This is a genomic window from Micromonospora echinofusca (genome assembly GCF_900091445.1).
Lineage (GTDB): Bacteria > Actinomycetota > Actinomycetes > Mycobacteriales > Micromonosporaceae > Micromonospora > Micromonospora echinofusca.
On record NZ_LT607733.1, the window covers coordinates 1,173,789 to 1,197,614 of the forward strand.

Here is a 23,826-nt window from a genome sequence, read left to right on the forward strand (position 1 = left end):
GAGTCTGTCACCCGGCGCGGCCGGTCGCAGCGGTCCGCTCAGCCGGCCGACGGCGGGAGGTCGGGGTCGAACACGGCGCGCACGCAGCCGTCGGTCCGGTCCCGGAACAGCGCGTACCCCTGCGCGCCCCGCTCCAGGGGCAGCCGGTGGGTGGCCAGATGCTCGGTACGCAGCTCGTCGCGGGCCATCCGCTCCAGCAGCATCGGGATGTAGCGCTGCCCGTGCTGCCGCGCGCCCCGCACCGTCAGCCCCTTGCTCGTCACGGCCCCGAGCGGAAAGGCGTCGACGAAGCCGGTGAACTCGCCCAGCAGGAAGACCGAGCCGCCCTTGCGGCAGGCGTGCACCGCCTCGCGGACCGCGGCCGGTCGCTCGGCGCCGCCGGCGAACCGGTCGGCCAGCGACCGGAGGCCGTGCCCGTTCCACGTCGCCCCGACCGCCTCGACGCACACGTCCGGGCCCCGCCCGCCGGTGCGCTCGCGCAGCTCGGCGGTGACGTCGGCGCGACGGGGGTCGATCGTCTCCGCGCCCGCGTGCCGCTCGGCCATGCGCAGCCGCCCCTCCTCGGAATCGACGACGACGACCCGTTCCGCGCCGAGCAGCCGCGCGGCCCGCGCCGCGAGCTGCCCGACGGCGCCCGCACCCCAGACCGCCACCACGTCGCCGGGGCGCACCTGACCCAGCTCCGCGCCCATCCAGCCGGCCGGCGCGGCGTCGGAGGCGAACAGGGCGCGGTCGTCGGCGACCGCCTCCGGCACGGTGAACGCGCCGACGTCCGCGTACGGCACCCGGACGTACTCGGCGTGGCTGCCGGCGAAGCCGCCCATCGCCCGGGGCTGACCGAACGCGCCCCCGGTGGGGTGACCCCAGGCCGCCTCGGCGACGGCCGGGTCGGCGCTGCCGTTGTCGCAGCAGGACGGCAGGTCGCGCCGGCAGTACCAGCAGCCGCCGCAGGCCACCGACGAGCAGACCACCACCCGGTCGCCGACCCGGTGCCGGCGTACCTGCGGCCCGACCTCGACCACCTCGCCGAGGAACTCGTGGCCGAGCACGTCGCCGACGGCGAGGAAGGGCACCCGCCCGGCCAGCAGTGGCAGGTCACCGCCGCAGGTGGCGCTCCGCCGGACCCGCACGATGACGTCGTGGCCGTTGCGCAGCTCCGGGTCGGGCACCTGCCGTACCGCCAGCTCGCCCGCGCCCACCCAGCACAGCGCCCTCATCGCGGCGGCCCCGCCGGGCGGTCGGCCGGCCGACGGTCCGCGCGCAGCACCTCGCCGGTCTCCGCGAGCTGCTTGACCTCCCACAACGCCCGGCGCACCAGCAGGCCGGGGTCGTCGCCGACCAGGTGGGCGGCGAGGCCGGCGGGGGCCGCACCCGGCACCGGCCGGGCGGCCAGCTCCGTGCCCCGGCAGCCGGGCGCCGGCCGCAGCTCGACCTGAACCGCGGCGCCGAGCCGGCGCAGCGGCTCCGGCCAGCGACCACCGGGCAGCACGTCGCCGGGCGCGCGGTCGACCGTCACCACCTGCCAGCGCCCGGGCCGCGGATCCGCGCCGGCGGCGCCGGGCCACGCCGACCCCCGTCGTCGTACGGCCAGCGCCCGGCCCGCCGCCGCGAGGGCGAGCGCCGCCCCGGCCCCTCCCGCGAGGCGTCCCATCCGTCCCCGCCCGTCCACCCTGCCCGCCTCCCCGTCGCTCCCCGCGCCGGACGCGCACCCGTGCGCGCGGCCGGTCGCCCGCGTACGCCCAGCATCGTCCGGGGCGGGGTGAAGCCGGGTCCCCCCGAAGGGGTGAACGGGCCCGCGCCGGGTAACCGCCGCCCGCGGGACCTGGGGGAGTGGACGCATCGGTGGAGGGCGGGCCGGATGCCGGAGCACGTACGGGACACAGGGGTCGTCGCGGTCGCGGACGGGTCGGCCGGCGCGCCGCTGCTGGCGTCGCGGCTGTGCCCCGCCCCGCCGCCGGAACCGCTGGTGCTGCGGCCCCGGCTGCTGCGGGCGCTGGACGAGGGGACCGCCGGGCCGGTCACCCTGGTCCGCGCCCCGGCGGGGTGGGGCAAGACGACGCTGCTCGCCTCCTGGTTCCGGGCGGCCGACGAGGCCGGTGCGCACCGGGGCCGGGTGGGGGAGGGGCCGGTGACCGCCGCCGCCGAGGGGACCCGGGACGACGGGCCGGCCGGCGCCGCGCCCGGCGACTTCGGGGCGGCGGCGGGCGCACCGGCGCGACCCGACCGGCCCCGGGCGGCCTGGGTCTCCGTGGAGGTCGGCGACGACGGGAACCGGCTCTGGGCCTACCTCGCGGCGGCACTGCGCGCGGCCACCGCGCCCGCCGACGACGCGCCGTACCCGCCCGTGCCCGACCGGCCGCCCCGCCCCGACCAGCTGGAGGTGCTGGCCGCGGCCCTCGCCGCCCGGGAACGCCCGGTGCTGCTGGTCCTGGACGACCTGCACCGGATCACCGACCCGGCGGCGCTGACGGGCCTGGAGTTCCTGCTCCGCCACGCCGAGCAGCGGCTGCGGCTGGTGGTCGGCGCCCGCGCCGGGATGCCCCTGGCCGTGCACCGGCTGCGGCTGGCCGGGGAGCTGACCGAGATCGGCCCCGACGAGCTGGCCTTCACCGGCGACGAGGTCGCCGACCTGCTGACCGCGCACGCCGTGGCGCTGCCGGCGGCCGGGGTGCGCCGGCTGCGGGAGCGCACCGGCGGCTGGCCGGCCGCGCTCCGCTTCGCCGCGCTGGCGTTGCGCGACCAGCCGGACCCGGCCCGCTGGGCCGAGCAGTTCGGCGGCGACCAGCCGGACGTGGCCGGCTACCTGCGCGAGGAGGTGCTCGCCGGGCTCGACCCGGACGCACGGGACGTGCTGCGCCGCTCCGCCGTCGCCGACGCCGTCTGCGCCGGCCTGGCCGACGCGCTGACCGGGCGCACCGACGCCGGGCAGACGCTGGCCGGCCTGGCCGGCGACGGCGGGCTGCTGCGCCGCGACGACAGCCGCCCACCCTGGTACCGCTGCCCGGAGCTCCTGACCGACCTGCTACACGCCGAGCTGGGCCGGCTGCCCGCCGACGAGCTGCGCGACCTGCACCTGCGCGCCGCCGACTGGTACGCCGACAACGGGCGGCCCGCCGACGGGCTGCGCCACGCGCTCGCCGGCGGCGACCACGGGCGGGCCGCCGCGCTCTTCGTGTCCCGCTGGCCGGAGCTGATCCCGTACGACCGGGACACGCCCGCCGGCCGGGCGCCCGCGCCCCCGCCGCCGGAGGCCGTACGCCGCGATCCGGAACTCGGGCTGGCCTGCGCCGCCGAGCGGGCCCGGGCCGGCGACGTCACCGCCGCGACCGGGCACCTGCGCGGCGCGGTCGAGGCCGCCCGGACGCTGCCCGCGCCGCGCCGGGACCGGTTCCGGCGGCTGGTCACCGCACTGGAACTCACCCTGGCCCGGCTGTCCGGCGACCCCGGAGCGGTACGCGCCGCCGCCGCCCGGCTGCTCGCCACCCGTCCCGCCCCACCGGCGCCGTCGCCCTCGTCGGCGGTGTCGGCCGCAGCGGTGCCGTCCCCGGTGGCCGGTGGGGTAGCGCGGCAACCGGCGCAGCCGGAGAGCACCGCCGACGGGCTGCTCATCGCGCCGGTGTCGGGCGAGCCGCGCGGAGCCGCCGCAGAGGACGCCGACGTGCGGGCGGTGGCCGGCACCGCGCTGGGCCTCACCGACCTCGCGGACGGGGACCTGCCCGGGGCCGCCATCGCCTTCGCCCGGTCGCTGTCGGCGGCCCGGGAGGCCGGCCGGCCGCGTACGGAGCTGGTCTGCGCCAGCCGGGCGGCCGTGCTGCACGCAGTCCGGGGCGAGCTGCGGGCCGCCGAGACCCTCGCCCGGGACGCCCTCGCCATGCCGCCCTGCCACGGCTGGTCCTGCCGGGAGGACTGCGCCCACGCGTACCTGGCCCTGGCCCTGGTCGCGCTGCACCGGGACCAGCCCGAGGAGGCGGAGGCGAACCTGGCGCTGGCCGGGCCGGCCACCGGCGAGCCCGTGGTGGGGGCGGTGGCTGCGCTGTGCCGGGCGTACCTGCTGCGCGACGCCGGTGACCTGCCCGAGGGGCACCGGGTGCTGGCCGAGGCGCGGGAGCGGCTGACCGACCGGCCCCGGGCCGGCGAGCTGGCGCACTGGCTGCTGGCCGTGGAGGCGGACCTGCGCGCGGCACGGGGCGACCTGACCGCCGCCCGCGACCTGCTCACCGACCCGGTACGCGACACCGCCGCCCCACCGTCGCCGGCTGTCGCCCCGTCGCCGACAGCCGCCCCGTGTCTGGCCGTCGCGCTCGCCCGGGTGGAGTTGCGTGCCGGCGACCCGCGCGCCGCCGGGTACGCGCTGCCCGACTGGGAGTCGCCGGAGGCGGCCGGCTGGCCGCTGCCCGTACGCCTGGACGCCGCCGTGCTGGACGCGGTGCTGGCCCGGCGCGCGGGCGACGACCGGCGGGCCGGCCGGCTGCTGGAGCGTGCCCTCGACCTGGCCGGGCCGGAGGGCTTCCGGCGGCCGTTCACCCGCGCCGAGCCCGGGGTCCGTGACCTGCTCGCCGCGCACCTGGACGCCGGTACGGCGCACTGGCCGACCGTCAGCGACCTGGTCCGGGGTGCCGACGCGCCGCCCGAGCGGGCCCCGGCGGAACGGGGCGCGGCGGCGCTCGACGAGCCGCTGACCGAGCGGGAGCTGACGATCCTGCGCTACCTGCAGAGCATCCTGTCGAACGTGGAGATCGCGGCCGAGCTGTCCCTGTCGGTCAACACGGTCAAGACCCACGTGCGCAACATCTACCGCAAGCTGGACGCCACCCGCCGCCGCGAAGCCGTCCGCCGAGCCCGCGACCTCCACCTGATCTGACCGTGACGCGGGGCGGTGGGGCGCGGGTGGGGCGCGGCGGGTGTCAGGGGGTGGCGGCGTCGACCGCCGCCAGGAGGTCCGCGACGTCGTAGTCCCCGTCGTGGCGGGTGCCGTTGACGAACAGCGTCGGGGTGGCGTGGACACCGCTGCGGATGCCGCCCACGAAGTCGCGCCGCACCCGGTCGCCGTGCGCCTGCCGCTCCACTTCCGCGGCGACCTCGTCGGCGGGCAGGCCGAGCTGCTCCATGCCGAGCGACAGGTGCACGGGGTCGAGCTGGTCCTGGTGCTCGTAGAGCCAGTCGTGCATCGCCCAGAACTGCCCGCGCCGGCCGGCCGCCTCGGTCGCCTCGGCGGCCTGCTCGGCGTACGGGTGCATGTTGGTGATCGGGAAGTGCCGGTACACCAGCCGCACCGTCTCGGCCCGCTGCCGCAGCAGCTCCCGCAGGTTCGCGTACGCGGCCCCGCAGAACCGGCACTGGAAGTCGGCGTACTCGACGATCGTCACCGGCGCGTCGACCGGCCCGCGCACGTGGTCGTGGTCGGTCACCGGGGTCCGTAGGCGCGCGGTGACCTGGAGCGGGGTGCTCATCGGGTGCTCACCGCCGATCCGGCGTGCAGGCGCTGCGGCGCGGCCCCGGGCAGGGCGGCCGGCAGACAGGACCGGGCCGTGGCGGGCCCGGGTCGGGTCGGCCCCTTCGGATCAGTCATGCCTCCCACCCTTCCCGCCACGGGGTGAGGGCGGCTCACCCCGCCCGGGTGGTTGCCCCTGTCCGCCGATGGGCACGCCCGTTCAGTCCAGCACCGGGGCGACCGCGATGTGGTTCTGCACCTCGCGGATGCCCGGCGCGCACCAGACGGTCCGCTCCACCTCGGCCCGCTCGGGCATCGAGTGGACCAGGCCGCCGAGCACCACCGTGTCGCCGTGCACCCGGACGGTGATCCGCTCCGCCGGGGTGGCCCGGTTGCGCGCCAGCGCGTCGACGATCCGGATCGCCAGGGCGTGCCCGTCCGGCCGGGTGTCGGGGCGGACGGTGATGCCGTTGCTGACCCCGCGTACGCCCGTCAGCCGGGCCACGGCGCGTTCGGCGGCGCGGCGCTGGTACTCCCACTCCACCTCGCCGTGCAGCGTGACCCAGCCCTGCGAGACGGTCACGTCGAGCTGCTCCAGGGGAACGAACGCGTCCCACTCCAGCGCGTGCCCGGCCGCGGCGGCGATGTCCGGGTCGGCGCGTTCCGCGCCGGTGGCGAGACGTACGGCCAGGTCGTTGGCGACCGCCCGGACGCGCGTCACCCGGTGCGCCGCCCGCTCGGCGGCCCACTTCTTGGCATAGCTGTCCACCCGGCCGGTCAACGTCACCACGCCCTCGACGACCGTCACGCCGATCTCGTGCGGCCGTACCCGGGGTTCCCAGGCCAGCTCGTCGAGGACGGCCGACTGGATGTCCTGGTCGCTGCGGCTGATCGTCTCGATGGCCATCTGTCACTCCTCACGGGATAGCTGCCCGATGCGCATGCTTCCGCCGGGACCGATCCTGACGCGGGGGCGGGTGAGGCTTCCTCACCCGACCCGGGCGACTGCTGGGAGCGCTTCCATGTGGCCCGTGGAGTCGGTTAGGGTGAGCGCGTTCCTCGGGTGCGGGAGCCGTCGCGCCGATGACCGGAGCCAGGGCAGCTCCGGCGCGATTCCGCACGTCCCCGTCGCCGGGCGTGGCCGTCACCACGTCCGCCCCCGGCTTTCCGTACCCGGAAGGAACCGCAGATGCGGAGAAGTTACGTCGGCGCGGTCGTGTCCGCGCTGGTCGTCGCCGCGGCCGTCGTGGCGACACCGTTCACCGCGGCCGGCGCGCCCACCGCCACCGCAGCCGCCGCCGAGGCGTACGCCTGGAAGAACGTCCGGATCGACGGCGGCGGCTTCGTCCCCGGCATCGTCTTCAACCCCACCGAGAAGAACCTGATCTACGCCCGCACCGACATCGGCGGCATGTACCGGTGGGAGCAGGGCAGCCAGTCCTGGACACCGCTGCTGGACTGGGTCGGCGCCGACAAGTGGGGCTGGAACGGTGTGGTCAGCGTCGCCACCGACCCCGTGCAGACCAACCGGGTGTACGCGGCCGTCGGCATGTACACCAACGACTGGGACCCGAACAACGGCGCCATCCTGCGCTCGGCCGACAAGGGCGCCACCTGGCAGGTCACCGAGCTGCCGTTCAAGAACGGCGGCAACATGCCCGGCCGGGGCATGGGCGAGCGGCTCGCCGTCGACCCCAACAGGAACAGCATCCTGTACTACGGCGCCGAGGGCGGCAACGGCCTGTGGCGCAGCACCGACTTCGGGGCGACCTGGGCCAAGGTGGCCAACTTCCCCAACGTCGGCAACTACCGGGCCGACCCGAGCGACCCGAACGGCTACAACGGCCAGAACCAGGGCCTGACCTGGGTCAGCTTCGACAAGAGCACGGGTACGGCCGGCGCCGCCACACAGACGATCTACGTCGGCGTGGCCGACAAGGAGAACCCCGTCTACCGCAGCACGAACGGCGGCGCCACCTGGGAGCGGATCGCCGGGCAGCCGACCGGCTACCTCGCGCACAAGGGCGTCGTCGACCCGGTGGGCGGCTTCCTCTACATCGCCACCAGCGACACCGGCGGCCCGTACGACGGCGGCAAGGGCGACGTGTGGAAGTTCAGCCGTGCCACCGGCGCGTGGACGCGGATCAGCCCCGTCCCGTCCACCAGCACCGACGCCTACTTCGGCTACAGCGGCCTGACCATCGACCGGCAGCAGCCGAACACCCTCATGGTCGCCACGCAGATCTCCTGGTGGCCGGACGCGATCTTCTGGCGCAGCACCGACGGCGGCGCCACCTGGACCCGGATCTGGGAGTTCACCAGCTACCCGAACCGGTCCAAGCGCTACACCATGGACGTCAGCTCCGTGCCGTGGCTGACCTTCGGCAGCAACCCGGCGCCGCCGGAGGAGACCCCGAAGCTCGGCTGGATGAACGAGTCGGTGGAGATCGATCCGCATGACAGCAACCGCTTCCTGTACGGCACGGGCGCTACCATCTACGGCAGCACCGACCTCACCAAGTGGGACACCGGCGGCCAGTTCACCATCAAGCCCATGGTCAAGGGCCTGGAGGAGACCGCCGTGCTGGACCTGGTCAGCCCACCCTCGGGGGCGCCGCTGGTCAGCGCGCTCGGCGACATCGGGGGCTTCCGGCACACCGACCTGGACGCCGTACCGCCGATGATGTTCACCCAGCCGAGCTTCACCAGCACCACCAGCCTCGACTACGCCGAGGCGAAGCCGGCCGTGATGGTGCGGGCCGGCAACTTCGCCGACGCGGACCGGCCGGGCGACAGCCACGTCGCCTTCTCCACCGACGGCGGGGCCAACTGGTTCCAGGGCACCGAACCGTCCGGCGTCAACAGCGGCGGCACGGTCGCCGCCTCGGCCGACGGCAGCCGGTTCGTCTGGGCCCCGGGCGACGCCGGCCAGCAGGTGGTGCACTCGGTCGGCTTCGGCACCTCCTGGGCCGCGTCGACGGGCGTCCCGGCGAACGCGACGATCGAGTCCGACCGGGTGAACCCGAACAAGTTCTACGGCTTCGCGGGCGGCAGGTTCTACGTCAGCACCAACGGCGGGGCCAGCTTCACCGCCTCGGCCGCCGCCGGCCTCCCCGCCACCGGCACCGTCAAGTTCAAGGCGCTGCCCGGCAGGGAGGGCGAGCTGTGGCTGGCCGGCGAGGGCGGGCTGTGGCGCTCGACCGACTCCGGGGCCACCTTCACCAAGCTGGCGGGGGTGAGCACCGCCGGCAACGTCGGCTTCGGCAAGGCCGCGCCCGGCCGGGCGTACCCGGCGCTGTACCTCTTCGGCACCGTCGACGGCCGACCCGGCGTACACCGCTCGGACGACACCGGCGCGAGCTGGGTCCGGATCAACGACGACCGGCACCAGTACGGCAACGCGGGCGAGGCCCTGACCGGCGACCCGCGGGTCTACGGCCGGGTCTACCTCGGCACCAACGGCCGGGGCATCCTCGTGGCGGACCGGCTCGGCGGCACGCCCGACCCGTCGCCGACCACCTCCACGCCGCCACCGACCACGCCGCCGCCCACGACGCCGCCGCCCACCACCCCGCCGCCCACGACGCCACCGCCCACGACGCCGCCGCCCACCACCCCGCCGCCCACGACGCCACCGCCGACCAACGGCTGCACCGCGACGTACCGGGTGACCGGCTCCTGGCAGGGCGGCTTCCAGGGCGAGCTGGTGGTCCGCAACGCCGGCAGCGCGGCGATCGCCGGCTGGACGGTGGGCTGGACCTTCCCCGACGGCCAGAAGATCACGCAGCTCTGGGGTGGCACCCACACCCAGACCGGGGCGACCGTCTCCGTCCGCGACGCCGGCTGGAACGGCGCCCTCGGCGCGGGCGCCACCGCCACCGCCGGCTTCCTGGCCAGTACGACCGGGACGAACACCGCGCCGAGCACCGTCACCTGCACCGCCCGCTGACCGCCCGAACGGCCGCGCACGCCGGAGCCCCGTCCACGGGACTCCGGCGTGCGCCGTTCGAGCGGGCGGCTGCCGGCTCGACCCACCGCGTGGCTTGCGGCTGCGGCGTGTTTCAGAAGTCGGTCTGATCGCAGTCCTGGTGGCGCGTGAACCTGGTGAACCATTGCCATCGCAGCGCTGATACCCGTGCGGCATAAAAATACCTGTGTGGTATCAGGGCGAGTGGACCACACCGCCCGTCGTCGACGTCCGGCGTAGCTAGTCGCGGTCAATGAAACAGGCGTAGCCACCGCGTGCTGCCGGGCGATCGGGCACGTATCGAGGGGAGTCGGTGTCCCGGTCGGCCATAGGCTCGGGGGACCGCCCGTCGAAGGAGGGATCCTCCGTGAGTCCGATCAGGACGGCCTACCTCACCGCCGCGCGTTCGGCGGCGGACCTGCTCGCCGATCCCGCCGTCGCGAACCGCTGGGACGAACCGAGCGCCCTGCCGGCGTTCGGGGTGGCCGGGCTGGCCGGTCACCTCGCCAACCAGGTGCTCGGCGTCCCCGCCGTGCTGGCCACGCCCGTTCCCGCCGGCGACCCCGTGGGGCTGCTCGACCACTACGCGCGCGGCGGCTGGCTCGGCGCCCCGGTCGACGCGACGGTGAACGTCGTCATCCGCCGCGTCGGTGACGGCCTCGCCGCCGACGGCCCCGCCGCCCTGGTCGACCGGTACGCGGCCACGCTGCGCGAGCTGAGCCGCGTACTGTCGGCGGAGCCGCCCGCGCGAGTGGTGCACGTGCGCCACGGCCCGTGGTCGCTCACCCTGGACGACTACCTGGTCACCCGGCTGATGGAACTCGTCGTACACGCCGACGACCTCGCGGTCAGCGTCGGCGTGCCCACCCCGGAACTGCCGGCGGAGGTGGTCGACCCGGTGCTGACGCTGCTGGCCCGGCTCGCCGTACGCCGGCATGGTCAGCCGGCCGTGCTGCGCGCGCTGAGCCGGGCGGAACGGGCGCCGGCGAGCGTCGCGGCCCTCTGAGTCGGACCGTGCGGTGCGGCGCCGCCGGCTCTGGCCCGAGCCGGCGACGCCGGCGACGACCGGCGGGCGTCACCCGCAACGGGCACGGGCCCCGGCCGACGCTGGGTTGGCCGGGGCCCGTGCGCCGAGCGCGGGTCGGGCGGGTCAGCCGTCGAGGCCGACGGGGGAGTTGGGCCGGTCGACATCGACGAACTCGATGTCGTCCATCGCCCGGTCGCCCCGGCTGCCGGCGGCCCGCGCGGCGGTGCCGGCGGCCCAGCCGATCGCCGCACCGACGAGCGCGGCGCCGACCAGCAGCGTCCAGGGCAGCGCGGGCCGGCGGCCGGCCAGCGCGTCGAAGGCCAGGGTGGCCCGGCGGCGTGCCTCGTCCGCCGCGGAGCCCACCAGGTCGCCGGCCTCGTCGGCGAGACCGGAGCCGCCCCGGCGGGCGGAACGTGCGGTGTCCCGGACGCTGTCACCGGCGGAGCTGACCGCCGAGACCAGGTGCTGCCACGCCTGGTCCGCGATCCGCTCGGGCTTGTTGCGGCGGTCCAGCAGGTTGCTTCCGAACATGGTGGGTTACCTCCTCGGGTGCCGAAGCCGGCGGCCACTTCGGACTTCGGCGTCGGACCGGCGGGTGACGGTTCGCTCGTTCCGCCTGTGCCCCGTCGGGCGGCCCGGCAAACCCGCTGTGGCGGGTGCCGCGGCCCGTGCCGCCCGGCGGGGTGGTGCGCGGGGCCCGGCGTCAGCGCAGCACGACCGCCGCCGTCACCCCCCTGGCGAAGTCGTCGTCATCGTCGTCGTCATCGCCGCCTCCGCCGCCGAAGCCGCAGGCCAGTACGAGGGCCAGTAGCGCGCTGACGCCGGCGAGTGCGGCAAGTCTCCTGAGCATCGATCGTCCTCCCGGTCGCAGTCGTGTCTCCGAGCCGATGCTAGGCAGAACGGGCAAGGCCGGGGGCCGAAGCGGGACAGGCCACGCCCGGGGTACGGCTGCTGGGCGTTGCCGGACACAGCCGGCTACCCTGGGGGCGCGACGCGTCAGCGGAAGCTGATCGTCTGGTGGACAAAACGTCAATAGTGCGGATAAGGGCGACTTGCCGTGTCCTCGTCCGCGAATTGCTCATCCCGAGGGGTGGCGACCGAGGCCGTCAGAGGAATACTCTCGGTCGCGGCCCGCGTACTGATGAGGCGCCCGTCGGACGGGCGAGTGGAGGTGCTCGCGTGAGCCTGTCGATCGTGAAGTCGGTCCTGCCCGGTGGTGTCATCGAGATCGCCCCGCGGGGGGAGATCGACGTCGACACCGCGTACGAGGTGCGTGAGGCGATCGCCGAGGTCCTGACCAAGGGGCGTCCCGGCCGGATCGAGCTGAACATGCGGCTCGTCACCTTCATCGACTCGGTGGGCATCAGCGCGATGGTCGCCGGCTTCCAGACCGCCGAGGTGAGCGGCGTCAAGCTCGTCGTCACCGAGCCGAGCCGGTTCGTGCACCGGCAGCTCTGGGTGACCGGCCTGCTCGGCCTCTTCGGCGCCCCCGAGCCCTACTACGCCGGCGCGCCCACGCCCGAGGTCCTTCCCGGCGCCTGACCGCCGCCGGCACCACCCCGGCCGCGCGGCGGGGGTGTGCGGCGCTCAGCCGTCGCCGAGGCCCGACAGGTCGACGTCCGCCACCTCGGTGACCGCGCGGATCGCCGTCACCGAGGCGTACCCGTCGGCCAGCAGGGCCAGGTCGGTGCCGGGCTGCACGGCCTGCCCGGGCTCCTCCAGCGACGTGCGGACGAAGCCGTGCCCGGCCTCCGCCACCGTCATCTGCACCTGACCGAAGCTGGCCAGGGTGCCCCGGCGTACCCCGCGCAGCCGGTTGTGCGGCAGGTCCGGCGCGTTCACGTTGAGCACGCTCTCCACGGGCCCGGCCGTGAGCCGGGGCAGCAGGTCCAGGGCGACCCGGGCGGCCGTCGGCCAGTGCCGCTCGGCGTCGCGTACCCGGGCGGCGGCGGCCACCGCGGCGCCCCCGCTGGCGGCCGTGGCCTCCCCGGCCGAGAGCACGTCGAGTGAGACGGCCATCGCCCGGCAGCCGTTCGCGGCGGCGGTGAAGGCGGCCCCCACCGTGCCCGAGTGCAGCACCGCGCGGCCCGCGTTCGCGCCCCGGTTGATGCCGGAGAGCACCACCGTCGGCGGGGGCCCGAACGCGCCGTGCACCGCGATCAGCGCGATGAAGCCGGGGGAGCCGCCCACCGCGTACGCCGGCACCCCCGGCAGCTCCGGCAGCGGATGCTCGTGGACCACCACGTGCCCGTCCCGCTCCACCGCGGTCATCGCGGCGCTGGTGCCGCTCGCCTCCTCCAGCGGCGCGGCGACGACCACGTCCAGGCCCCGTTCCGCCGCCGCCCGCGCCAGCGCCTGGATGCCGGGCGCGGCGATCCCGTCGTCGTTGGTGACCAGCACCCGCAGCGTCATCGCCCGGCCGCCCGGTCGGCCAGCTCGTCGGGGCTGGTCCGCTCCTGCGGCCGGTTGCCGGCCGGTACGAGGCGTACCCGGTCGACCAGGCCGGTGATCGAGTCGAGCCGGCCGGTGCCCAGGCCGTGCCGGGTCACGTTCAGCGCGCCGGCCGCCGCCCCGGTACGGATGGCGGTGCGCACGTCGCCGCCACGCGCCACCACGGCCGCCACCCCGGCGGTCATCGAGTCGCCCGCCCCGCGCGGGTCGGCTGCCTCCAGGCGGGGCATCTCCACCTCGAAGACCTCGCCGTCGACCAGGGCGAGGGCGGGCTTGTCGGCCCGGCTCACCACCACGTTCTCGGCGCCGCCGGCGTGCAGGTCGTACAGGGCCCGGGTGAGCTGCTCCTCCTCCTCGCCGTCGACGCGGCCGTCGGCGATCAGCTCCTCATGGCTGATCTTGAGGAAGAAGACGCCGCTGTCCAGCACGGCGTCGAGGTGCTCGCCGCAGAGATCGACCACCACCCGGCTGCCATTGGCCCCCAGGTCGGCGGCGAACCGTCGGTAGAGGTCGGCCGGGACCAGCGACGGCTCGTTCGGCCCGCTCAGCACGCTGACCGTGGCGCGCAGCCCCTCGCCGAGCGCCAGGTTGTAGAGCTCGTCCAACTCGTGCCGGCTGAGCGGCTGGCCGGGCACGTCCACGATCTCCTGCCGGGAGCCCTCACGGCGGTCGTGCACGTACCCGCCGCTGCCGGAGTCGCGCACCACGACCTTCAGGTTGACCCCCTCGCTGACGAGCAGGGGCTCCAGCACCTGACCGATCTCGCCCCCGAGGGCGGTGCAGAGCACCACGTCGACGCCGAGCGACATCACCATCCGGGCCTGCCAGACGCCCTGCCCGCCGGGGTGCAGGTGCAGCTCCGGGGCGTCGCTGGGCTGGTCGACGGTCACCGTCAGCCGAGGTGTGGGCGCGAAGACCATCACGTGCCCGCTCATCCGTCGTACCCGTTCATGCGCCCACCCCTGGCCAATGCGTCCCGTGACCATCCATAAGCTGACGGTAGTGGGGTCGCCGGCAGGACGTCCGGACTCCGGGCGGGATCGGCGCGGCGTTGCCAGGGCGCCCGGCATGCGCGACCATCGGGCGACCATCGGCGGTGGGGAGACGGCGTGCTCAGGCGGAGTTCCTTCAGCTACACCGTCCAGGCGCGCTGCTCCGTGGCGCGGGCCGCGGCGTTGCTCGTCGATCCGAGGAGGCAGAAGGGCCTGCACCCGCTGATCGTCCGGGTCCGGCGGGTGCCGCCCCGTCCCGGTGCCCGGGCCAGCTACGACATCACCGACCGGCTGGCCGCCGGGCCGGTACGGCTGCCGATCACCTACCGGGCCGACGTCCTGGTCGACGAGCCCGACGAGATCGTCACCGTGGCCCGGCAGTGGCCCGCCACCACGGTGCGCAACCACACCCGGCTGCGGCCGGAGCCCGACGGCGTGGTCCGCGTCGACGTGGAGATTACCCTCGCCGCACCCGCGCCGCTCTTCGGCTACGCGTTCCGCCAGGCGCGCGCCGCCCACCTCGGACTGGCCGCGCGCCTCGCCGTGGTCCTCGACGGTGCCGCGCCGCAGCCGCCACCCGCCGACACGCCCCGGTGACCCGCGACGGGCGGGGCACCGAGGCGTGGGCGTCAGTAGACCGACAGGTGCACGTGGTTGGTGTGGTCGCTGGACGGATCGCCGTTGGCACCGCTGTACGACTTCCACCCGCTGCTCGGCAGCCAGATCTGCCGGTACCAGATCACGTAGAGCACGGCGAGCCGGTCGGCGTTGCGCACGTAGAACGCCGCCAGGTTGTTGCCGTACGTCCGGTCACCGCCGGTGGCGTCGCCGCCGAAGCCGCCCTTCTGGGCCGCGAAGTCGCACGCCCGGCCCTTGGGGTGCTCGCCGGAGCCGCCGGGGCGGTAGCAGGAGACGTAGCGGGTGAAGCCCGCCGCCTTGGCCTGGTTGAGCGCGTGCAGCGTACGCGGCGTGATGCAGCCGTTGGCGGGGGTGGGGTCGTTGACGCTGCACGACTCGCGCGGCCAGGAGCCGTCGGAGTTGCGCGGCGCCGCCTTCGCCGTCTTGCTGGAGGTGCCGCCCGGCGAGCCGCCTCCGCCCGCGGACTGTCGCTGTTGCTGCTTCTGGTTGGCGACCGTCAGCGCCCGTTCGGCCTGCTCCTTGCGCTTGGCCATCACGGTGACCTGCTTGCGCTGCTCCCGGATCTCGCCGTCCAGAGCGAGCTTCGTGCGGGCGGCCTCGTCCCGGGTCTGCTGGAGCTCGCGCAGGGCGCGGTCCTCCTTGGCGGCCACCGCGTCGAGGGCGGCGGCGCGGTCCATGAAGCCGTCCGGCGAACCGCTGTTGAGCAGGGCGGACGCCACACTGAGCCGGCCGGTGCGGTAGGCGGCCCCCGCGATCTCGCCGACCTTGGCGCTGCGCGCCGTCAGCTCGACCTCGGTGGTCTTGAGCTGGGCGGCGAGCTGCTGCTGCCGTTTGGCCGACGTGTCGAGGGCGCGCTTGGCGTCGAGGTAGCCCTTGCTGGCGGCCTCGAGTTGGGCCCGCAGGGCGGGCGTGCCGCCCTCCTCGTCCTGGCCGGGGGTGGCGGCGAGCAGGCCGGCGCGGGTGGCGGCCGCCGCCGGGGCGGCGGTGACCGGGGCCACCGCGGCGCCGAGGGCGAGCATCGTGGTGATCAGGGCCGCCGTCCGGGCGGCACGTCGTCGTACAGGTGCCATCACTGGCATACACGTGTCCTTCCGTCAGCCGCCGACCGGGTTAGCTGACGGGTTCGGGACGGAAGATCCCTACCGCTGACGCGGATGCACCCCACGAACATGGTTCCCCGGTTCGCCCCGCCGGGCGATTAGGCGGCGGCCACCGCCGGCACCGGTGGGTGCCGCCTGGCGGAGGCCGAAGCAGAGCCTACCGGTGCCGGTGTGACTGCTGCAGTGCAGGTGACGCACGGTGCATGTCCACTAACAGTCAAATCCGGCATAACGCGACAATACTCTCCCAGATTTAAGGTTGTCCTCATTACCACTCAACCGCCCCGCAAGCCCCTGGCGACGCTCCCGGCTCGATCTGCAACGTGGCGTGCTCGATCTGGAAGTCGTCGTGCAGCGCGGCCCGGGCGGCGCCCAGCACCGCGCCGACCTCCGCGTCGGGTGTCATGGTCAGGTGCGCCGAGGCCACCTCCATCCCGGAGGTCAGCGTCCAGACGTGCAGGTCGTGCACCTCGGCGACGCCCGGCACGGCGGCCAGCCGGTCGTGCACGGCCGTTACCTGGAGGTGCTCCGGCGCGGCCTGCACCAGGATGCGCAGCGCCGCCCGCCCGAGTCGCCAGGTGCGCGGCAGGATGAACAGCCCGATCGCGACGGCAACCAGCGGGTCGGCCCACCACCAGCCGGTGGTGGCGATCAGCAGTGCCGCCGCGATCACGCCGAGTGACCCCAGCAGGTCGCCGAGGACCTCCAGGTACGCGCCGTGGACGTTGATGCTCTCCTTCGCCCCCGAACGCAGCAGGGCGAAGGCGCCGATGTTGGCGAGCAGGCCGAACACGGCGACCACCAGCATCGGGCCGGCCAGCACCTCCGGCGGGTCGCCGAAGCGGCGTACCGCCTCGATCACGACGTAGACCGCGACGCCGGAGAGCAGCACGGCATTGGCCAGGGCGGCGAGCACCTCCAGCCGGTAGAGGCCGAACGTGCGCTGCGGGTCGCCGCCCGCCCGCCGGGTCGCCGAGATCGCGGCGAGCGCCATGCCGATGCCGAGCACGTCGGTGAACATGTGCCCGGCGTCGCTGAGCAGGGCCAGCGAGCCCGTCCGGAAGGCGGCCACCGCCTCCACCACCATCAGGCCGGCGAGCAGACCGAACGCCGCCCAGAGCCGGCCCCGGTGGCGGTGTGCGGCGTTCGCCACCGACCCGTGGTGGTGGTCATGACCTGCGCCCACGCGCCCATCCTCCCTCTGGGGGTCCGGATTCGCGTTCAATTTATGCTCACATCGCTATGTGTGCAAGTAACGGGTTCTCAGCCAGTGGGGTCGACGGTGGTCAGCCGCTGGGTGGCCCGGGACAGCGCCACGTAGAGCGTCCGCACGCCCGACCCCGGGTCGGCCCGGATCTCGCTCGGGGCGACGAGGACGACCCCGTCGTACTCCATGCCCTTGGCCTCCAGGCTGGTCACCACCTGAAGCCGCGGCGCGGCCAGGCCGGCCAGCCAGCCGGCGACCTCGTCGCGGCGGGGCACGGGCGTGATCACGCCGACCGTGCCCTCGACCTCGGCGAGCAGCGCCGTGGTCGCCGCCGCGACGGCGGCCTCCAGCTCCACCTGCGGCACCACCAGCGCGACCGGGTCGACGCCGGTGGACCGCACCGCCCGGGGCAGCGGGAGGTCCGGATGCAGCCGGCGGATCTCGGCCGCCGCCACCGCGAAGATCTCCGCCGAGTTGCGGTAGTTGGTGGTGAGGGTGAAGTGGTGCCGCTTGCGCCGGCCCAACGCCTGGTCCCGGGCCCGGGTCAACTCCTCCGCCTCGCCCGTCCACGCCGTCTGGGCCGGGTCGCCCACCACCGTCCAGGAGGCCAACCGGCCGCGCCGGCCGATCATGCGCCACTGCATCGGCGAGACGTCCTGCGACTCGTCGACCACCACGTGCGCGTACTCCCGGTAGTCCTCCGGGCGTTCCCGGGCCGCCTCGCGGGCGGCGCGCTGCCGGTCGGCGAAGGTGCTCAGCTCGCGGACCCCGCCGGCCAGCTGGAACGGGTCCCGCTTCGCGCGGGCGGGCTTCATCGGCTTGCCGAGCAGGGCGTCCAGCTCGTCGAGCAGCGCGACGTCGGCGATCGTCAGCCCGGCGGCGTCGAGGCTGCGGTACGCGTCGGTCAGCAGCCGGATCTCGGCGCGGGAGAGGATGCCGGCGGCGTAACGGTGCATCCGGTCGGGGCGGGCCAGCCAGCCCAGCACGTGCCGGGGGTGCAGCCGGGGCCACCACGCCTTGAGGAACTCCCGGAACTCCGGCCGCTCGGCGATCTCGTCCTCGAACGCGCGCTGCTCGGGCAGCCGGCCGACGCCCAACCGGCGGGCCTGCGCCCAGAGCGCCGCGAAGACCCCGTCGAAGCCGGCCCGGCGCACCTCGTTGCGCCGTGCGCCGCGAGGCATCGCCCGGTCCCGGATGCCGTCCAACTCGCGGCGCTCCAGCCGGAGCAGCGCGCCCCGGTAGAGCAGGCGCAGCTCGGTCGGGCCGTCCGGCACCGCGTCCCGGACCGCCCGCTCCAGCACCCGCCGCATCCGCAGCGAGCCCTTGACCGCCGCCACCTCCGGTGCGTCGGTGCGGGTGGCCGTCATGCCCGCGAAGAGCGTGCCCAGCGAGTGCAGGGTGGCGGTGTCCTCGCCGAGCGAGGGCAGCACCGAGGCGATGTACTCGACGAAGACCGAGGACGGGCCCACCACCAGGATGCCGCCACCGGCGAACCGGCTGCGGTCGGAATAGAGCAGGTACGCGGCCCGGTGCAGGGCGACGGCCGTCTTCCCGGTGCCCGGGCCGCCGGACACGATCGTCACGCCCGAGCCGGGGGAGCGGATCGCCTCGTCCTGCTCCCGCTGGATGGTGGCCACGATGTCGCGCATGCCCCGGCCGGTGGCCTTCGACAGCGTGGCCAGCAGCGCGCCGTCGCCGACGACCGCCATGTCGGCGGGGGCCGCGACGGGGTCGAGCAGGTCGTCCTCGATGCGGGTGACCCGCTCGGCGGAGGACTGGATCGTGCGGCGCCGCACCACGCCCAGCGGCTGCGCGGGGGTGGCCTGGTAGAAGGCGGCGGCCGCCGGGGCCCGCCAGTCGACCACCAGGGTGGACGCGTCGTCGTCCCGGATGCCGAGCCGCCCGACGTGCAGCACCTGCCGGTCGAGCAGGTCCAGCCGGCCGAAGACCAGGCCCTCGTGCTCGGCGTCGAGCATGTGCCGCCGCCGCGCGGCGTGGAACACCATCGCGTCCCGTTCGACCAGCGCACCGAAGTTGCCCACCCGGGCGAGCCGGTAGCCCTCCTTCTCGGCGCTGACCGCCGACCGGCGCAGCTCGGCCAGTCGGGCGTACACCCGGTCGAGATGCCGCTGCTCGACGGCGATCTCCTGTTCCAGGGTGGTTTGGTCGGTCACCGCTCGCTCCTCCTGACGTCGGCGGCGGGCGGCGCGAACCGCGCCAACCGCGCCAGGCCAACCGCAAGAGGGTACGGCCCGCGCGCAACCAGCGGCGCGACCGGTGCGGGAAAGGAACCCGCGTCACGCCCCCGCGGGGCCGCGCCCGGTCAGTCCGCCCGGGCGGCGGCGGTGGCGCCGGGGGCGGCGAGTACGCGCCGGAGCACGCCGCCCAGCGCCTCGTTGACCTCGTCGGGCCGCTCCATCATCAGCATGTGCCCGGCACCCGGGCAGACGGTCAGCTCGGTCGCCGGCAGCGCGCCAGCGATCGACTCGGCGCAGGGCGGCGGGGTGAGCCGGTCCCGGTCGCCGACCAGGGCGGCGGCCGGCAGGTGGGCCAGCGCGGCGAGGGTGTCCAGCCGGTGCTGCGCCCCGATGGAGGCGCGGAACCCGCCGATCGAGCGGAGGGTGGCGCGGGCCACCGCCGAGGTGACCAGCCGGATGTCGTGCGGGTCACAGCGGTCGCCGAAAAGCATCCAGCGGATGCTGGGACGCAGCGCGCGCAGCAGCGCCCGGGGCGGTCGCCAGGCCCCGCACCGGGCCAGCACGCCGGCCCCGGTGGTCTCGGCGAGCCGGATCAGCCGGGCGATCCGGGGGGAGAGGCCGTAGACGGTGTGCGTGTGGCCCTCGGCGGTGGTGGAGACGAAGACCAGCCCGGCCGTCCGGGCGGCGAAGTGCCCGGGGTGGCGGTGCGCGTACTCCATGATCGTCATACCGCCCATCGAGTGGCCGACCAGCACGACGCGGCCGGTCGGGGCCACCTCGTCCAGCACTGCGGCGAGGTCGTCGCCGAGCTGGGCCACGGTGGCGGTGGGCAGCGCCATGCAGCTCGACCGGCCGTGGCCGCGCGCGTCGTAGGTCACCACCCGCACCGCGTCGCCGAAGCGTCGCCGCAGGTCGGCGAGCTGCCGGTGCCAGGCCCGCCCGTCGAGCGTCCAGCCGTGCAGCAGCACGACCGTGACCTCGGCGTCGGCCGGTCCGGCCGCCTCGACGTGCAGGCGTACGTCGTCGGGAAGACGTACCTCGACGTGCTCCGGCATCGTCACCTCCCCAGGGCCGCACGGAACCGCAACACCGGGGATACCCGGTGGTAACACCGGCTACCCGTCATGAGACCACGACAACCGGGTCGGTGAGAAGATTCGCAACCCGCTCCGAACCTCCCGGGGGCCCGCCAAGCTGAGGGCATGGGGTCGCCCCGGGCCGCGCTGGCCGAGCTGCTCGCCGGCAACCGCCGCTTCGTCAGCGGCCAGCCGATCCACGGCCACGACGTCACCGCGGCCGCCGCGGCGGCCTCCGGAGACCAGCAGCCGTACGCGGTGCTGCTCGGCTGCATCGACTCGCGGGTGCCGCTGGAGGCGATCTTCGACCAGACCTTCGGCTCGATCTGCGTGATCCGCACCGGCGGGCACGTGCTCGACCGGGCGGTGCTCGGTTCCATCGAGTACGTGGTCGGTCAGCTGGGCGTACCGCTGGTGGTGGTGCTCGGGCACGAGCGGTGCGGCGCGGTGGCCTCGACCGTGGACACGCTGCGCGGCGGACGGTCGCCGGGCGGCTCGCTGGCCCACCTCGTCGAGCAGATCGCCCCGGCGGTGACCGAGGTGGGCGTCGACGACCCCCGGGTGCATCCGCTGGCGATCCGACGGCACGTGCTGCGTACGGTGCGCGCCCTGCGCGCCGACGCCCTGCTCGCCGCCCCGGTCGCCGCCGGCCGGCTGGCGGTGGTCGGTGCCCTCTACGACCTGGCGACCGGCGAGGTGGCCCTGCTGGAGACGTGAGCGACCCGCAGACGGCGCGACCGCCCGCCGGGATGGTCCCGACGGGCGGTCGCGGTGTCGCGTGGGGGGAGGGCTCAGCCCTCGAAGACGCCGGCCTCGACGAGGCGCTTCTCGGTGGCGTCCCAGCCGTCACCCGGGTGGGTGGCGTTGAGGTTGTTGAGCTCGACCCGGATCTTCGCGGCGTGGCCGGCGGCGGCCAGCACCCGGATCTCCTCGATGAAGGCCTCGGAGTCGGTGCGCAGGTGCGCGGTCTTGCCGTTGGTCAGGTTCCGCACGTAGGCGTGCTTGCCGCCGTTGAGCGGGATGACGTACTTGAACTCGCCCAGCACGCTGAGGGCGCCACCCTGGCCAGCCTGGCCGGCCCGGACTGACGCGCGCGCGGTCTTAGAGGTGTTGCTCGCCACGGAGGTACTCCTTGCAAGACGTACGGGAGGACGGAACGTCCGGGGGCTGTGCGGGTGTCACCCTGCTGGGTTCCGCCCGCGAAGATGTGCGCGGCACAGGCCGCCGATGGAACTGTACACGAACACGGTCCCTGGCTGGTCATCGCGTCGTGAGGGGTCAACCGGGGCACCCGTCCGACTATTCCGACCGCGAATTTTCCGATTCCCTGGCGCACCATCCGTCACACCAGTCATCATGTGTTCCAGCAACCACTCGGGTGGTCGAGGTCGTAGGGGAAGACGCACCTCGCTCTCCGGGAGGTCACCGTGCCAACGCGTGGCGTCGTATACGTCCATTCGACCCCGCTCGCCGTGTGCTCACACGTCGAGTGGGCGATCGCGCGCGTCCTCGCCGCGCCGGTCAACCTGCAGTGGACGGCTCAGCCCGTCGACCCCGGCGCCCGCCGGGCCGAGTGCGGGTGGACCGGTCGCCCGGGGACGGGCGCCGAGCTGGCTGCTGCCCTCCGGCAGTGGCCCATGATCCGTTTCGAGGTCACCGAGGAACCCAGCCCCGGCGCCGACGGCGAGCGCTTCATGTACGTGCCCGGACGGGGCCTGTTCCGGGCGGCCGTCGGGGCGGCCGGCGACATCCAGCTCGGCGAGGACCGGCTGCGCAGCATCATGGCGGGCGCGCGGGCGCCGGAGGCCCTCGCGCACGCCCTCGACAAGGCGCTCGGCACGGCGTGGGACGCTGAACTGGAGCCCTACCGGTACGCCGGCGACGGCGCGCCGGTGACCCTGCTCACCCGCGTCGGCTGACGCCACGGTCCGGACCGGGGCCGACTCATCCGATGGGGTGAAGGTCAAGTTGCCCCGATAACGGGCGAACTGGTGGGATGGGCCGCGTGTCGACTACCCCGCGACGTGCCGGCGTCGCGCTCGCCGTCCTGACCGCGCTGCTCGTCTCCGGATGCTCCCGGCCGGCGGAGCGCCGCCCCGACCCGACGCCCACGAGCGCCGCCGCCCCGACGGCCACCCCGGCACCCACCGCGAGCGTCCCCGGCGCCGACCCCGACGCCCGCGCCGCCGCCCTGGTGGCCTCACTGGCCGACGAGGACCTCGTGGGGCAGGTGCTGATGCCGTACGCCTACGGCGACGCGGCCACCCGGGTCTCGCCCGGCTCGGCGGCCGGCAACCAGGCGCTGGCCGGCGTGGACACCCCCGCCCAGATGGTCGAGAAGTACCGGCTCGGCGGGCTGATCCTGGTCGGCTTCAGCGCCGACGACCCCACCAAGGGCAACCAGGAGACGACCAACGTCGACAACCCGAAGCAGGTCCGTGCGCTGACCGACGGCCTGCGCGCGGCCGCCGGCCGGCTGCCCGCCGGGCCGGCGCCCTTCCTGGTCGGTACCGACCAGGAGCACGGCGTGGTCACCCGGATCACCGACGGCGTGACCCTGCTGCCCAGCGCCCTCGCCGCCGGTGCCGCCGGACGACCGGAGCTGACCGAGGCCGCCTGGCGGGCGGCCGGCGCCGAACTCGCCGCGATGGGCATCAACCTCGACTTCGCCCCCGTCGCCGACGTGCTCGTCACCCGCAGCACGGTGATCGGCTCCCGGTCGTACGGGGCGAACCCGAAGGTGGCGGCGGGGCAGGTCGCCGGCGCGGTACGGGGCCTGCAGGCCGCCGGCGTCGCGGCCACCGTCAAGCACTTCCCCGGGCACGGGCACAGCGCCGCCGACTCGCACGAGGGCCTGCCGGTGCTCGACCAGCCCAGGAAGACGCTGGAGACCGGGGCGTGGCCGCCCTTCTCCGCCGCCATCGACGCGGGCACGATGGCCGTGATGTCCGCCCACCTCGACGCGCGGTCGGTGGACCCGGGCACCGCGGCGACCTTCTCGCACAAGCTGCTCACCGACGTGCTCCGCGGCCAGCTCGGCTTCCAGGGCGTGGTGATCACCGACGGGATGAACATGCCGCCGGCCAAGCGCTGGTCGCCGGGCGAGGCCGCCGTGCGGGCGCTGAAGGCGGGCAACGACCTGATCCTGATGCCGCCGAACGTCCGTCAGGCGTACGACGGGCTGCTCGCCGCGCTCCGCGACGGCTCGCTGCCCCGGGCCCGCCTCGTCGAGGCCGCGACCCGGGTGCTGACGATGAAGTTCAAGCTGGCCGACCGGCCCACGCCCGAGCTGTCCACGCTGGCCGGCCCGGCGCACCGCAAGGCGGCGGAGGACCTGGCCGCGGCGGCGGTGACGGTGCTGCGCGGCGCCTGCGGCGGCGGCGTACGGGGCCCGGTGACCGTGACCGCCTCCGGCGGGCGCGAGCACACCCGGGCGGCGCTGACCGAGGCGCTCAAGGCGGCCGGGGTCGAGGTGGCGGCCCGTGGCGGCACGGTGGTGCACCTCGTCGGGTACGGCGACGGCGCCGGCGACCTGCGCGCCGACGCCGCCGTCACGGTCGCCATGGACACCCCGTACGTGCTGGCGAAGGCCAAGTCGCCGACCCTGCTGGCGACCTACTCGTCCAGCCGGGCGTCGATGACCGCCCTCGCCGGGGTGCTGGCCGGCAAGACCCGGCCCGAAGGCCGCTCCCCGGTGCCGGTGACCGGCCTGCCCGCCACGACCTGCGGCACCTGAGC

Annotated in this window: 22 protein-coding genes and 1 riboswitch; of the genes, 8 read left to right on the plus strand and 14 right to left on the minus strand. The window is 75.3% G+C overall.

The features are described 5' to 3' along the window. Positions 1 to 38: 38 nt before the first annotated feature. Both GA0070610_RS05385 and GA0070610_RS05390 read right to left on the minus strand, forming a co-directional pair. A complete protein-coding gene (locus GA0070610_RS05385; protein WP_088998991.1) occupies positions 39 to 1,217 on the minus strand; it encodes an alcohol dehydrogenase catalytic domain-containing protein in 1,179 nt (392 codons plus the stop codon). Beyond that, positions 1,214 to 1,651 (minus strand): hypothetical protein, encoded by a 438-nt coding sequence (locus tag GA0070610_RS05390; protein ID WP_231925923.1) that lies wholly within the window; start codon positions 1,649 to 1,651, stop codon positions 1,214 to 1,216. The genes GA0070610_RS05385 and GA0070610_RS05390 overlap by 4 nt, the downstream gene beginning before the upstream one ends. Positions 1,652 to 1,783: 132 nt before the next feature. Here GA0070610_RS05390 and GA0070610_RS05395 point away from each other — a divergent pair, with 132 nt between their 5' ends. After that, positions 1,784 to 4,861, plus strand: coding sequence for a LuxR C-terminal-related transcriptional regulator (locus GA0070610_RS05395; protein ID WP_392567290.1), 3,078 nt, complete (start codon positions 1,784 to 1,786; stop codon positions 4,859 to 4,861). 43 nt (positions 4,862 to 4,904) lie between these two features. Here GA0070610_RS05395 and GA0070610_RS05400 read toward each other — a convergent pair whose 3' ends face one another. From GA0070610_RS05400 to GA0070610_RS05405, 3 genes are all read right to left on the minus strand, one after another. Further along, positions 4,905 to 5,450, minus strand: coding sequence for a DsbA family protein (locus GA0070610_RS05400; protein ID WP_088998993.1), 546 nt, complete (start codon positions 5,448 to 5,450; stop codon positions 4,905 to 4,907). Next, on the minus strand, positions 5,447 to 5,569 hold the full coding sequence (locus GA0070610_RS31650; protein WP_269458864.1) for a hypothetical protein: 123 nt from the start codon (positions 5,567 to 5,569) through the stop codon (positions 5,447 to 5,449). Before GA0070610_RS31650 ends, GA0070610_RS05400 begins: the two co-directional genes overlap by 4 nt. A gap of 82 nt (positions 5,570 to 5,651) precedes the next feature. Further along, positions 5,652 to 6,338 (minus strand): BON domain-containing protein, encoded by a 687-nt coding sequence (locus GA0070610_RS05405; protein WP_088998994.1) that lies wholly within the window; start codon positions 6,336 to 6,338, stop codon positions 5,652 to 5,654. Between the two features lie 282 nt (positions 6,339 to 6,620). Between GA0070610_RS05405 and GA0070610_RS05410 the strand changes: the two genes are divergently transcribed. Both GA0070610_RS05410 and GA0070610_RS05415 read left to right on the plus strand, forming a co-directional pair. Next, positions 6,621 to 9,380, plus strand: a complete 2,760-nt coding sequence (locus GA0070610_RS05410; RefSeq protein WP_088998995.1) for a cellulose binding domain-containing protein — start codon at positions 6,621 to 6,623, stop codon at positions 9,378 to 9,380. A 385-nt stretch (positions 9,381 to 9,765) separates the two neighbouring features. Further along, positions 9,766 to 10,404, plus strand: coding sequence for a maleylpyruvate isomerase N-terminal domain-containing protein (locus tag GA0070610_RS05415; protein WP_088998996.1), 639 nt, complete (start codon positions 9,766 to 9,768; stop codon positions 10,402 to 10,404). A 144-nt stretch (positions 10,405 to 10,548) separates the two neighbouring features. On the opposite strand, the gene GA0070610_RS05420 is transcribed toward GA0070610_RS05415, so the two are convergent. Next, a complete protein-coding gene (locus tag GA0070610_RS05420; RefSeq protein ID WP_088998997.1) occupies positions 10,549 to 10,956 on the minus strand; it encodes a hypothetical protein in 408 nt (135 codons plus the stop codon). A gap of 172 nt (positions 10,957 to 11,128) precedes the next feature. Continuing rightward, the gene (locus GA0070610_RS30330; RefSeq protein ID WP_157747040.1) at positions 11,129 to 11,275 is read right to left on the minus strand and encodes a hypothetical protein; all 147 of its coding nucleotides are present in this window, start codon (positions 11,273 to 11,275) and stop codon (positions 11,129 to 11,131) included. Positions 11,276 to 11,604: 329 nt separating this feature from the next. Here GA0070610_RS30330 and GA0070610_RS05425 point away from each other — a divergent pair, with 329 nt between their 5' ends. Beyond that, on the plus strand, positions 11,605 to 11,967 hold the full coding sequence (locus tag GA0070610_RS05425) for an STAS domain-containing protein (protein WP_088998998.1): 363 nt from the start codon (positions 11,605 to 11,607) through the stop codon (positions 11,965 to 11,967). A gap of 45 nt (positions 11,968 to 12,012) precedes the next feature. On the opposite strand, the gene surE is transcribed toward GA0070610_RS05425, so the two are convergent. Then, on the minus strand, positions 12,013 to 12,837 hold the full coding sequence (gene surE, locus GA0070610_RS05430) for a 5'/3'-nucleotidase SurE (RefSeq protein WP_088998999.1): 825 nt from the start codon (positions 12,835 to 12,837) through the stop codon (positions 12,013 to 12,015). Further along, positions 12,834 to 13,811 (minus strand): 1-phosphofructokinase family hexose kinase, encoded by a 978-nt coding sequence (locus tag GA0070610_RS05435; RefSeq protein ID WP_172896406.1) that lies wholly within the window; start codon positions 13,809 to 13,811, stop codon positions 12,834 to 12,836. Before GA0070610_RS05435 ends, surE begins: the two co-directional genes overlap by 4 nt. A 174-nt stretch (positions 13,812 to 13,985) precedes the next feature. On the opposite strand from GA0070610_RS05435, the gene GA0070610_RS05440 reads away from it, so the two are divergent. Next, positions 13,986 to 14,465, plus strand: a complete 480-nt coding sequence (locus GA0070610_RS05440) for a hypothetical protein (RefSeq protein WP_088999000.1) — start codon at positions 13,986 to 13,988, stop codon at positions 14,463 to 14,465. Between the two features lie 32 nt (positions 14,466 to 14,497). Here the strand turns inward: GA0070610_RS05440 and GA0070610_RS05445 are convergent, their stop codons facing one another. From GA0070610_RS05445 to GA0070610_RS05460, 4 genes are all read right to left on the minus strand, one after another. Further along, positions 14,498 to 15,577, minus strand: a complete 1,080-nt coding sequence (locus GA0070610_RS05445) for a coiled-coil domain-containing protein (RefSeq protein WP_172896408.1) — start codon at positions 15,575 to 15,577, stop codon at positions 14,498 to 14,500. Positions 15,578 to 15,590: 13 nt separating this feature from the next. Further along, positions 15,591 to 15,722, minus strand: a riboswitch (cyclic di-AMP (ydaO/yuaA leader). Between the two features lie 153 nt (positions 15,723 to 15,875). Continuing rightward, the gene (locus tag GA0070610_RS05450) at positions 15,876 to 16,793 is read right to left on the minus strand and encodes a cation diffusion facilitator family transporter (protein WP_088999002.1); all 918 of its coding nucleotides are present in this window, start codon (positions 16,791 to 16,793) and stop codon (positions 15,876 to 15,878) included. Positions 16,794 to 16,870: 77 nt separating this feature from the next. Next, complete coding sequence (locus GA0070610_RS05455; protein WP_088999003.1) at positions 16,871 to 18,988, minus strand: HelD family protein; 2,118 nt, start codon at positions 18,986 to 18,988, stop codon at positions 16,871 to 16,873. A gap of 149 nt (positions 18,989 to 19,137) precedes the next feature. Next, positions 19,138 to 20,067, minus strand: coding sequence for an alpha/beta fold hydrolase (locus tag GA0070610_RS05460; RefSeq protein WP_088999004.1), 930 nt, complete (start codon positions 20,065 to 20,067; stop codon positions 19,138 to 19,140). Positions 20,068 to 20,214: 147 nt separating this feature from the next. On the opposite strand from GA0070610_RS05460, the gene GA0070610_RS05465 reads away from it, so the two are divergent. Continuing rightward, positions 20,215 to 20,805 carry a carbonic anhydrase gene (locus GA0070610_RS05465; RefSeq protein WP_088999005.1) on the plus strand — a complete coding sequence of 197 codons (591 nt, stop codon included), beginning with the start codon at positions 20,215 to 20,217 and terminating at the stop codon, positions 20,803 to 20,805. 74 nt (positions 20,806 to 20,879) lie between these two features. On the opposite strand, the gene GA0070610_RS05470 is transcribed toward GA0070610_RS05465, so the two are convergent. Continuing rightward, a complete protein-coding gene (locus GA0070610_RS05470; RefSeq protein ID WP_088999006.1) occupies positions 20,880 to 21,209 on the minus strand; it encodes a hypothetical protein in 330 nt (109 codons plus the stop codon). A gap of 306 nt (positions 21,210 to 21,515) precedes the next feature. Between GA0070610_RS05470 and GA0070610_RS05475 the strand changes: the two genes are divergently transcribed. After that, a complete protein-coding gene (locus GA0070610_RS05475) occupies positions 21,516 to 22,007 on the plus strand; it encodes a DUF3145 domain-containing protein (protein WP_088999007.1) in 492 nt (163 codons plus the stop codon). 77 nt (positions 22,008 to 22,084) lie between these two features. Then, positions 22,085 to 23,824: a glycoside hydrolase family 3 protein gene (locus tag GA0070610_RS05480; RefSeq protein ID WP_088999008.1), complete on the plus strand. Its 1,740-nt coding sequence runs from the start codon at positions 22,085 to 22,087 to the stop codon at positions 23,822 to 23,824. Positions 23,825 to 23,826: the final 2 nt, after the last annotated feature.